Annotated in this window: 8 protein-coding genes; 7 read left to right on the top strand and 1 reads right to left on the bottom strand. The window is 52.7% G+C overall.

Annotation, left to right across the window (positions count from 1 at the left end):
• The first annotated feature begins 31 nt into the window (after nucleotides 1-31).
• Nucleotides 32-967, top strand: a complete 936-nt coding sequence (locus AC5FXQ_RS03660) for a ring-cleaving dioxygenase (protein WP_493601131.1) — start codon at nucleotides 32-34, stop codon at nucleotides 965-967.
• Between the two features lie 33 nt (nucleotides 968-1,000).
• Nucleotides 1,001-1,630, top strand: coding sequence for an alpha/beta hydrolase (locus tag AC5FXQ_RS03655; protein WP_493601130.1), 630 nt, complete (start codon nucleotides 1,001-1,003; stop codon nucleotides 1,628-1,630).
• 70 nt (nucleotides 1,631-1,700) lie between these two features.
• On the opposite strand, the gene AC5FXQ_RS03650 is transcribed toward AC5FXQ_RS03655, so the two are convergent.
• The gene (locus tag AC5FXQ_RS03650; protein WP_493601129.1) at nucleotides 1,701-3,284 is read right to left on the bottom strand and encodes a hypothetical protein; all 1,584 of its coding nucleotides are present in this window, start codon (nucleotides 3,282-3,284) and stop codon (nucleotides 1,701-1,703) included.
• A 498-nt stretch (nucleotides 3,285-3,782) separates the two neighbouring features.
• Between AC5FXQ_RS03650 and AC5FXQ_RS03645 the strand changes: the two genes are divergently transcribed.
• The 5 genes from AC5FXQ_RS03645 to AC5FXQ_RS03625 all read left to right on the top strand — a co-directional run bounded on the left by AC5FXQ_RS03645 (nucleotide 3,783) and on the right by AC5FXQ_RS03625 (nucleotide 11,660).
• Nucleotides 3,783-6,206, top strand: a complete 2,424-nt coding sequence (locus tag AC5FXQ_RS03645; protein ID WP_493601128.1) for a glycoside hydrolase family 2 protein — start codon at nucleotides 3,783-3,785, stop codon at nucleotides 6,204-6,206.
• A complete protein-coding gene (locus AC5FXQ_RS03640; protein WP_493601127.1) occupies nucleotides 6,203-7,366 on the top strand; it encodes a galactokinase in 1,164 nt (387 codons plus the stop codon). Before AC5FXQ_RS03645 ends, AC5FXQ_RS03640 begins: the two co-directional genes overlap by 4 nt.
• 32 nt (nucleotides 7,367-7,398) lie before the next feature.
• Nucleotides 7,399-8,433, top strand: coding sequence for a UDP-glucose--hexose-1-phosphate uridylyltransferase (locus tag AC5FXQ_RS03635; RefSeq protein WP_493601126.1), 1,035 nt, complete (start codon nucleotides 7,399-7,401; stop codon nucleotides 8,431-8,433).
• Between the two features lie 96 nt (nucleotides 8,434-8,529).
• Nucleotides 8,530-10,107: a sodium/sugar symporter gene (locus tag AC5FXQ_RS03630; protein WP_493601125.1), complete on the top strand. Its 1,578-nt coding sequence runs from the start codon at nucleotides 8,530-8,532 to the stop codon at nucleotides 10,105-10,107.
• Between the two features lie 278 nt (nucleotides 10,108-10,385).
• Nucleotides 10,386-11,660 (top strand): exo-beta-N-acetylmuramidase NamZ family protein, encoded by a 1,275-nt coding sequence (locus AC5FXQ_RS03625; RefSeq protein ID WP_493601124.1) that lies wholly within the window; start codon nucleotides 10,386-10,388, stop codon nucleotides 11,658-11,660.
• The last annotated feature ends 166 nt before the right edge of the window (nucleotides 11,661-11,826 follow it).

The following is an 11,826-nucleotide window of genomic DNA, read 5'->3' as shown; positions in this document are numbered from 1 at the left end:
GTATACCTTTTAACAGCTAAATTTTATTATCATGGAAGACAGAATCTTAGGACTTCACCATATCACAGCCATTGCTGATTCAGCAAAAAGCAACCTGGACTTTTATACCAAAGTGCTGGGGCTGAGGCTGCTCAAAAAGACGGTTAACTTCGACGACCCCGGCACCTATCACCTCTATTATGGCAATGAGGCGGGCAGTCCGGGAACCATCCTGACCTTCTTCCCTTATGCAGGTGCCCGTCGTGGCAAGGCTGGTACAGGTATGGCCACGCACATTGGCTACGCCGTGCCCGAAGGCAGCTTTGATTTCTGGATGAAACGCTTTGAGGAACACGGGGTCAGCTATGGTCGCCCATCTGAGAAATTCGGGGAGCAGTACCTGCCTTTTCAGGACCCGGACGGACTGTTGCTGGAACTGGTAATTCCGAAGAATACTGACAACCGCAAGCCCTGGGAAACCGACGAGGTGAATGCCGAAGTAGCAACCAAAGGTTTCCACAGCGTGACGCTGACATTGGATAAGGCCGAAAAGACGGCAGCGATCCTCACCGATATCTTTGGCTATACCTTGCAGGAACAGACTGGTAGCAGCTACAGGTATAGCACCGACGCGGTAGAAGGCGCCAGCATCATCGACATTGTGGAAAATCCGAATATCGGGCGTGGCGAAGGCGGTGCGGGTACGAACCATCACATCGCTTTCCGGGTGAAAGACGAGGAGGTGCTGATGCGATTCCGTGAAAAAGTGGCCGGCAAAGGCTTCAATATTACTGAGAAAATAGACCGCAACTACTTCTACTCGCTCTACTTCCGTGAACCGGGCGGCGTGCTATTCGAGATCGCGACCGACAACCCAGGTTTTGCGATAGACGAGCCGGTGGAGGAACTGGGCCAGAAACTCTTGCTGCCGCCGCAGTACGAACCGCACAGAGCCAAAATTGAAGCTGTTCTGCCTAGTCTGGACTAAGGCTAACATTTAAAACTGAACGAAAGGTATAGCATGTACACACATGAAAAGCAAGTACGTACGCAAGGCAAACCCTTGACGGAAACGGGCAAGGCGCTGATCCTGATCCATGGGAGAGGGGCCACAGCGGCAAGTATACTGCCGCTGGCACAGGAGCTGGGAGCTGATGATTTCACGTTGTTCGCACCGCAGGCTACCAACAACACCTGGTATCCTTACAGCTTCATGGCGCCGGCCGATCAGAACCAGCCTGCATTGGACTCGGCCCTGGAACTGATCAACGAAACCGTGCAGAGTATAAAGGCGCAAGGTATAGCCAGTAAAGACATTTACCTGCTCGGCTTCTCGCAGGGCGCCTGCCTTACGGCGGAGTACGCAACCCGGCACGCACAGCGCTTCGGTGGTCTGCTGATCTTCACGGGCGGGCTCATCGGTCAGGAATTGAACACGCGTAACTACAAAGGGGATTTCGAAGGTACACCGGTGTTCATTTCTACAGGAGACCCGGATCCGCATGTGCCGGTAAGCAGAGTAGATGAAACCGTGAAGCAAATGGAAGGGATGGGCGCGAAAGTAACCCGCAAGGTATACCCGGGCCGACCACACACCATCTTGCAGGAAGAGCTGGAGCTAGCCAGAAAGATACTGGCTTCTAAAGGATAGTTTAATTGTTTAGCTGTAAACGAGAGAGCCGGAGGCGTCAGCTTCCGGCTCTCTCGTTTTATAAGGTGTATTAATTCTGACTCTCGTAACCAAAGTCCTTAAACGTCTTAGCGATGTTCTCATCACTGGCTTTGCTCTTGTTCTTCCAGCCGGCGTCCAACTCCAGGGCGACCATGCCTTTCAGATTCATCACCGCGACAAAATCATCCACATCTTTGAGAAAATCCGGCCTGCGGCGGGATGACTTGAGGGCATACTTACGGGCGAAGACATCGCCTTTGGTCTGCAATTCGTTGCGCTTCTCGATGATGTAATTCAGGCGCTCTACCAGGTCTTTGGTGGAGCGGCCGATCACCTCCGTCGCTTCCAGCGTACCGATGGTCATGACAGTCGTGCCGCCGATGGTGGTGATCTTTTTGCTGGTGGCCGGTTCGTCTATGATGACAGGGGCCACACCAGTTACAGCACCCATGGAGGCGTTAGCCAGGGAGCGCCCTTTCTTACCTTTGCGGGCGCGGTTATACTTCTTCTTCAGGTCTTTTTCAGTCTCTTTGAGCTGCTCCATCAGGTCCCAGGCACGCACCAGGGCAGCACGATATTCGTTGTATAGCTTCTGATCTTTTTCACCCTCGTTTACGGCATTGATGATGGTGATCGACACGGTGCGCTCGTCGCGCTTATTGGATTTGTCCAGCACAAAAAAGGTCATCTCAAAAGCAACAGAGTCGAGCGGATCGCGCACGAAGTCGTAGCCCGGGCGCCAGATGAACTCGTACTGCGAGGGCGTGTTCTTCACGAGGGCAGTAGCCGGAACCTTAGGGTCAGTTGAAATAAAGCTGAAAGAAGCAATATCGGCCTCCCCGTTCGGATCATAAATCTGGAACTTGATGTTCAGGGTGGCATCTTCCTTATACACAAAGCGCTTTTGCGACGGGATCATTTGTAGGGTAGGGGGCAGGTCCTGCTGCGTTACCTCCACTTTGAAAGAACCACGGGTACGGGCCTTGGCTGGCTGATCCTCCACATAGAATTCTACTTTGATCGGGTTGTTGCGCAGGCGGTTGAACTGCGTGAGCGAAGGTTTCCAGGTAAACTCTCCTTGCGCCGACAGTTTAGCTCCCTCGGGCATGCCATCTGCAATGGCCACAAACACAATCGGGTCCTCGTCCTCATCCTGCACTGCCGCTGACTCAATGGTATAAGTATTCTGGGTATTGTAGCGCACATAGAGTGGTTTCAGTTCGCCCACCACGGGCGGGCGGTTCACGTGCTCCACCTTAAAATCCACGACCTGGCTGGTACTTTCGTCTTTCTCGTTGCGGGCTTCAAAGATCACCTGCAACACACGGCCTCCGCTCAGGCGGTCCACAAAATCGTAGCTGGGCGTCCAGGAGAAATAGCCGGTTGAGTCGAAGATCATGCCGTCTACCTTGCCTTGCTTGATGCTATACCTGAAATCGGTGCCCGTGCCACCGCTGGCCTGCACATCAAATTCGAGCTTTTGTCCTTCTTTAAGCACGTTCCAGCCGGGCTCAGTCGGGAACTGTAGCTTAATAGCCGATGACCTGGAAGATTTGCCGGAGGGTGCGTCCTGGGCAATTGCTTGGCTGACAAGTAGTATCAGTAGAGAAAAAAGAAGTAGACTCTTTTTCATATAAGGTGAATTGTGCAATAAGGTGCGTAGAGAATGTTTAAACTTTTATTCGGCCCTTGAGAGCGGGCAGGAGCAAGGCTTCAGAATGGTACTAAAGCCGCATAGCAGCGCAGCGCGTCCTGAGGTAGCGAATGGTGGCCTCCGCTGCAAAGTGGGTGCTATATGTAAGAAGAAGTTTGAACATGCTCTTTTAGAAGCCTCTAAGTTAACAAAGACTTCTGCGTTTATCAAAGCAGGCTCTGTCCTAAAATTTTACGCTGCCTTGTTCTGAATACTGATAGGGAAAAATAGCATACATGATTGTACTATACCAGGTGTTAAGATGTGCGGTGTAAGTCCGCATCCTGATGAAGTGTATCCTCAGAGTTTGTATCTTTAGGAGCTTATTATCATCAGCCATGCTAAACACCTGAAAGTTTTTTACGTTTGAAGTCAGGCCTGTAAAGCTGATGTGCGGTACCGGCACACTGGTTCGCCGATCAATCTAAAAGTTCCCCTATGCTCAAGCTCAGACATCTGCTATACCTGTTGCCCCTGGTCCTGGGCTGGCTGGTAGTAGGCTGCTCTTCACCCTCAAAACAGGCTATACCTGATGCAACTGCTTCGAGTATAGAAACCAATCAGCTGTTCAACGACAACTGGGACTTTGTGCGGGATCTCGACACCAGCAATTTCGTGAAAAGGCTACCGGAATTTGCTTCCGGGCAAACCAGTTGGGAGCGTGTGACGTTGCCGCATACGGCACGCATTGAGCCTATCCACAAAACTGAACAGCAGTGGCAGGGGACGGCGCTATACCGCAAGATTTTCCGCCTGCCCGACAGCGACAAAGGCCGGCATGTTGCCCTGCATTTTGAGGCAGCCATGCAGGTGGCCGATGTATACCTGAACGGCAAGCATTTGCAGCGCCACCTGGGCGGTTACCTGCCTTTCTATGTCGATATCAGTGAGCATGTGCGATTCGGGGAGGAGAACATCCTGCTGGTACGTGTCAACAACGAAGACAATTCGGATTTCCCGCCCGGTAAGCCGCTGGCCGACCTCGACTTCAACTACTACAGCGGGCTTAACCGTAACGTATACCTGGTAACGAAAGACAAACTGCACATATCGGACGCTGTGGCAGCTAACCGCGTGGCAGGCGGCGGTGTGTTGCTGCATTACAAAAACGTGAGCACCGGTCAGGCCACCCTGCACGTGCAGACCGAGGTAAAAAACGACTATGCAGAGAGCCGCAGCGCCCTGATCAGACTGCAGCTCACGGATGCCAATGGCAACACTGTTGGTAAAGCGATTGGGAATGCTGCAGAGGTAGCAGCAGGGCAGTACGGCACTTTCCGGCAGCAGATCAGCATCCAAAATCCGCAGCTCTGGTCACCCGACAATCCCTACCTCTATACCTTGACGGTGGAGCTGCAGCAGGACGGAAAAGTATTGGAACAAACGCAGCTTAAAACCGGCATCCGGACTTTCCGGTTTGCCAAAGAGGGTTTTTACCTGAACGGCGAAAAGCTATACCTGCGCGGCACCAACCGGCACCAGGAATATCCTTGGCTTGGCTATGCCCTCTCTGATAATGCGAATTACCGTGATGCCTACAAGATAAAAGAAGCTGGTTTTAACTTTGTGCGCCTGTCGCACTACCCGCAGTCGCCGGCTTTTATGCGGGCCTGCGACGAACTGGGCCTGCTCGTGATGGATGCTATACCTGGCTGGCAGTTTTTCGGGAACAAGGAATTTCAGGACAATGCCATACAGGATGTGCGCGACATGGTGCGCCGCGACCGTAACCATACCTCGGTGGTGCTCTGGGAAGCTTCGCTCAACGAGTCAGGTATGACGAAGGAGTTTATGCAGCGGGCACACGATGCGGTGCACGAGGAATTGCCTTTTGAGGAGGTCTATACCTGCGGCTGGCTCGACGAAGTATATGATGTATTTATACCTGCCCGCCAGCACGGCAAAGCACCCGACTACTGGAACAAGTACGCGAAGGACAAGCCTATCTTCATTGCCGAATACGGCGACTGGGAGTACTACGCCCAGAACGCCGGTTTCAATCAAAAAGAGTTTAAGAATCTGAAAGAAGAGGAGCGCACCTCCCGGCAGTTGCGCGGCTTTGGGCAAAAGCGACTGTTGCAGCAGGCCCTCAACTACCAGGAGGCACACAACAGCAACCTGCAGGGCCCGGCCGTGGGCGACGCTAACTGGCTGATGTTCGACTACAAGCGCGGCTATGCCGACGATATCGAATCCTCCGGCATCATGGACATCGTGCGCCTGCCCAAGTTCGCGTACTACTTCTACCAAAGCCAGGCCGGACCTGATCTTAGCAAAGAAGCTGTCTTCCACAAGCCGATGGTGTTCATCGCCAATTACTGGACCGATCCTGACCTGAAAACTGTGCGGATATTCAGCAATTGCGAGGAAGTGGAGCTGCAACTCAACGGCAAAACCATCGCCCGTCAGCAGCCCGACCAGGACGCCAACACCACCCATCTGCCCCATCCGCCGTTTACATTTGAAGTACCCAAATACGAAGCTGGCAAGCTCACCGCAATTGGCTACATTGGAAACAAAAAAGTGGCAGAGCACACCCGGCAAACAGCCGGCAAGGCTGCCAAATTGCAGATCCACGCCGACTACAGTGGCAAGCCCCTGCAAGCGGGCGCTAACGATGTGGTGTTCGTCTACGCCAGCATCACCGACGCCGATGGTGTGGTCGTGTCAGATGCAACGAACCAGGTGGCTTTCACTCTGGAGGGCGATGCTGAAATAGTAGGCGAAGCCACCATAGCCGCCGAAGCAGGTATAGCGACTATCTTAGTGAAAGCTGGTAAGCAGGGAGGAAGTATAAAAGTGCAGGCGCAGAGCCAGGGTTTGGAAGCGGAGAGCTATACCTTGAAAACAGAGAAGAAATGATGCTAAACGAAATAAAACAAGCCTTTCAAACCCGTTACGGTGGGGATCCAATTATTGTCCGCTCACCCGGCCGGGTGAACCTCATTGGTGAGCATACCGACTACAATGAGGGATTTGTGCTGCCGGCCGCTATTAACAAAGAGATTTATTTTGCCGTGGCGCCTAACCAGAGTCACACCTTCCGGGTATACGCCTACGACCTGCAGCAGGAGGCGGAGTTTGATCTGCGGCAGGTGCAGCGAACTGAGCTGAGTTGGGCCAATTACCTGCTCGGCGTGATTGCGCAGCTGCAGCAAGCCGGCTATGAGGTGAAAGGATTCGACCTGGTGTATGGTGGCAACATCCCGATCGGGGCAGGACTTTCGTCTTCTGCAGCCGTGGAGTGTGGGCTGGCTTTCGCCCTGAATCACATCTTCGACTACGGTATACCTAAGTTTGAGCTGGTGAAGATGGCGCAGATGGCGGAGCATACCTATGCCGGGGTGCGCTGCGGCATCATGGACCAGTTTGCCAGCATGTATGGCCGTCAGCAGCATGCCGTCAAGCTCGACTGCCGCTCCCTGGAGTTTGACTACTACCCGCTGGATATGGCCGATTACCGCATCGTGCTCTGTGATACGCAGGTAAAACACAGCCTGGCATCTTCGGAGTATAACACCCGTCGACAGGAGTGTGAAGCAGGTGTGGCTCTCATGCAGCGTCATTACCCAGAGGTTGAAAGTCTGCGCGATGTCACAGTGGCCATGCTGGAGCAGCACCAGGAAGAATTCAGCCCGGTGGTGTACAGACGCTGTACCTTTGTGGTGCACGAAAACAAGCGGGTAGAAGAAGCCTGCCTGGCACTGGAACAAGGCGATCTGCATGCCTTTGGAGAAAAAATGTACGCTTCGCACCGGGGCCTGCAGCACGACTACGAAGTAAGCTGCACGGAGCTGGATTTTCTGGTAGACCAAGCCCATGGCCTGGATGAAGTGCTGGGTGCCCGCATGATGGGCGGCGGCTTCGGCGGCTGCACTGTCAACCTCGTGAAGCTCGATGGATTGGACAAGTTTATAGCTGAAATGGAAACAGCCTACAAACTGCAGTTCGGCATTCAGCTTAAAACCTACGTAGCCGAGCTGGTCGACGGCAGCAGTCTGGCAGAAACGGGTGACTTATAATTAACTGCCCCTAACCTTAAACCACAAACACCATGGCTACTTTTGATCTGGCAGAACATCCACACCGCAGGTATAATCCGCTCACCGGTGAGTGGGTGCTGGTATCGCCGCACAGGTCCAAGCGTCCGTGGCAGGGGCAGCAGGAGGAGCAGGCTTGCGATACCCGCCCCGAATACGACCCTACCTGCTACCTGTGCCCTGCCAATACCCGCGCCAACGGCGAGCAGAATCCTGCTTATACTTCTACCTATGTATTCGACAACGACTTCGGAGCTTTGCAGGCCGATGTGCCTGAAGGTGCTTATGTAGTGGGCAACCTGATCCGGGCTGAGCGTGAGCGGGGCATCTGCCGCGTTATCTGTTTCTCACCACGCCACGACCTTACCCTGGCCCAGATGGAAGTAACCGACATCCGCAAGGTGGTGGACCTCTGGCAAAAGGAGTACGCCGAGCTGGGCAGTCTGGGCTTTATCAACTATGTGCAGATCTTTGAGAACAAAGGCAGTATCATGGGCTGCAGCAATCCGCACCCACACGGACAGATCTGGGCGCAGAGCACAGTGCCGGTAGAGCCAGCCAAGGAAACCGTGCAACAGACCCAATACTTTGAGCAGCATAGCCGTAGTCTTCTAAGCGGCTATCTGCAACTGGAGCTGGAGCAAGGAGAACGCATCGTAGTGCAGAACGAGCACTTTGTGGCGCTGGTGCCGTTCTGGGCAGTCTGGCCTTTCGAAACCATTATCATCAGCAAGCGCCATTTTCAGCACATCGGGCAGATGGACGAAGCCGAAAAAGACGGCTTCAGTCAGATCATCCAATCGCTCACGGCCACCTACGACCGGGTGTTTGGCGTGTCTTTCCCTTACTCTTCGGGCATCCACCAAAGTCCTACTGACGGACAGGTATACCCGGGCTGGCACTTTCACATGCATTTTTACCCGCCGCTGTTGCGCTCTGCTACTGTCAAAAAGTTCATGGTAGGCTACGAGATGATGGGAAATCCGCAGCGCGACATCACCTCGGAAGCTGCTGCCAAACTGCTGCGGAGCCTCGTGAATACTGCCTGAAAGGCAGACACTGGGAGCCGGTCAAAAATAACTGCTTCTGTCTGTACTATTTATTAAATCTAATATTCTATATTAGCTATTCTAAATCACCATGCAATGAACTTTTCTACACTGGATTTTGCCATTTTCATTGGCTACTGTGTGCTCATTATAGCGGTCGGCATTTGGGTGTCCCGCGAAAAGAAAGGCCACATCAAAAACTCAACTGACTACTTTCTGGCCAGTAAGTCCCTGCCCTGGTGGGCGATCGGGGCTTCGCTCATTGCCTCCAACATCTCAGCCGAGCAGTTCATTGGTATGTCCGGCTCCGGTTTTGCCATTGGCTTAGGTATAGCCAGTTACGAGTTTATGGCGGCGGCTACGCTTATCATTGTAGCCAAGTTTTTCCTCCCGATCTACATCAAAGAAGGCATCTTCACCATGCCCCAGTTCCTGAAACTACGCTACGACGACCGCATCCGCACCAGTCTGGCTATTTTCTGGATCATGCTTTACATTTTCGTGAACCTGACCACGGTGCTATACCTGTCGGCCCTGGCGCTGAGCGTAGTGTTCGGCGTGAGCACGATGTGGGCCATCATTGGGCTGGCTGTGGTGGCAGTTTCCTACTCCATCTATGGTGGTCTGAAAGCGGTAGCCTGGACCGACGTGATCCAGGTGGTGTTCCTGATTATGGGTGGCTTGGTAACGACTTTCCTGGCACTCGATGCTGTGAGCGGGGGCGAAGGCCCGATGCGCGGCATGGCCATGCTGTTTGAGCAGGCGCCGGAGAAGTTTGATATGATCCTGTCGGAGGAGAACCCCTTCTATAAAGACTTACCGGGTATGACGGTGCTGTTTGGTGGTATGTGGATTGCGAACATCAGCTACTGGGGCTTTAACCAGTACATTGTACAGCGTGCCCTGGCAGCCAAAAGCCTGAAAGAAGTGCAGTGGGGGCTGGTGTTCGCTGCCTTCCTGAAGCTGCTTATTCCGCTGGTAGTGGTAATTCCAGGTATAGCGGCCTTTGCACTCAATGCCGAAATCAGCCGCTACGACGAGGCCTATCCATGGCTGCTAAGCAACCTGGTGCCGACCGGTCTGAAAGGGCTGGCCTTTGCTGCCCTGATGGCGGCAGCCCTTTCTTCGCTCAGCTCCATGATGAACTCCACGGCCACAATCTTTACCATGGATATCTACAAAGCCCATCTCAAGCCAGATGCCAACGAGAAGCAGCTGGTAGTGATCGGACGACTGGTGAGTTTGACGGCTATTATCATAGCGGTGCTGGTCGCAGAGCCATTGCTGGGAGGGGAGGAGCAGATCTTCCAATTTATTCAGAAATACACCGGCTATGTGAGCCCGGGTATAGTAGTACTGTTCGTATTTGGCCTGTTCTGGAAAAAGGCAACCTCCAATGCAGCGCTTGCCACGGCCATCGCTTCGGTGCCTTTCAGTATCATCATAGATCAGCTGTTCCCGACCATGCCTTTCCTGGATCAGATGGGACTGGTGTTCCTGCTGCTGTCTACGCTTATGATTGTGTACTCACTCTATGAGAACAAGTCACGCGGCATCGTGCCAGCCAATCCGATTCAGTACGAGAGGTCGCTGTTCCGAACAGATATGATCTTCAATGTAGCTTCCTTTGCCATCGTGTTGACTCTGGCTGCTATTTACATCATCTTCTGGTAAACTAATTCCAGACAAGCATTTTGCGGGGGCAGGTATAGCTAGGCTATACCTGCCCTTTGCTTTTGTGGATTATCAATTTGCTAACCACATGATGGTTTTGATGCATGTTTTTGCGGATTTAATAAAATAATCAGCATAAAATTTGGTATATAGAAATAAAAATGAGTTAATTAGTGAAGGAAAAAGCAGGAATAGCGAAAGAGCTTGCAGAAAGCCGCGCATTTTGCTTCTCGCCAGGCCTTAAGAACAGGCCAGACTACCAGAGTAATTGAGCTACTATGTATACTTCCTTTAAAGTAAAAGTGCTGGTAAACAGCGCACTAGCCGTAGTGCTGGCGGCTACATCCTGCAAAGCGCCACAGCAGAGCGAGACCACGCCAGTTGCGCAAAGCGCTGCTGCAGCAGCAGCTCCTGAAGCCACACAGGCTCCGATCGTGACGGGTGCTGACCAAACCGAGGCCTACCTGCCCTACCTCAAGGGCAAGCGCGTCGGGATGGTGGTGAACCCTACTTCTATTATAGGCGATAAGCTGAGTGTAGACAGTTTGCATGCGCTCGGGGTGAACATCGTGAAAGTGTTCGGGCCAGAGCATGGCTTCAGAGGCGATGCCAGTGCTGGTGTAAAGGTGGAGGACAGCGTAGATCCGAAGACAGGTATACCGGTGGTGTCGCTGTACGGTAAGCGCAACAAACCTACGAAAGAAGACTTGGCCGATGTAGACCTGATGATCTTCGATATACAGGATGTAGGTACCCGTTTCTATACCTATACCATTACGTTGCACCGTGTGATGGAGGCCTGCGCCGAAAACGGAGTAGAGCTGATGGTGCTGGACAGACCCAATCCAAATGGCTTCCTGGTGGACGGCCCGATTCTGGAACCCGAGAATAAGTCAGGCATCGGTATACACCCTATACCTATTGCACATGGTCTGACGGTGGGCGAGTTTGCTCAGATGATAAACGGTGAAAAGTGGCTGGCAAATGGCGTGCAGTGCAAGCTCAATGTCGTGAAGGTGAAAAACTACGACCACGACATGCCCTATGCCTTACCTGTGTGGCCTTCCCCCAATCTGAACACACAGCAGTCCATTCTGCTATACCCATCTACCTGCCTCTTTGAGGGCACGATTTTCAACCACGGCCGCGGTACGATGTTCCCTTTCACAGTGCTCGGGCATCCGGTCATGAAGGACAAGTACTCCTTTAGCTATACCCCAACAGGTATAAAGGGGATGGCCGAGACGCCTTTGCACCAGGACAAGGTCTGTTATGGGCTGGACCTGCGCAATTACGATGTCAACACTTTCCGGGAGACCGGCAGAATTAATCTGAGTTGGATGATCGAGCTTTACCAGGCTTATCCGGATAAAGAGCGTTTCTTCGATTACACGCAGAGCAATCAGATCGGGAACATTGATAAGCTCGCGGGGACCAAAAAGTTTAAAGAGCAGATCATAGCGGGTGTCTCGGAAGAGGAGATCCGGCGGAGCTGGGAGCCAGGGCTGAGCCAGTACAAGGAGATGCGCAAAAAGTATCTGCTGTACCCGTGATGTTAGATGCGTGCCGGATTGAAAAATTTCTGGACGCTATTGGTGATGCTGGTGGCCTGATCGAAGACATGTGTAATGTGTTATGAGTTAACAGGTTGCTGAAATCAGTCTTGATAACACAGTTTGTAGCTTCATGTTGCGAATGTTTTGTTGGTGGCAGACTTGC

Source organism: Pontibacter sp. LHS1, assembly GCF_058932855.1.
Note: the sequence above shows the minus strand (reverse complement) of the source record. Positions and strands in the feature narration are given on the sequence as shown.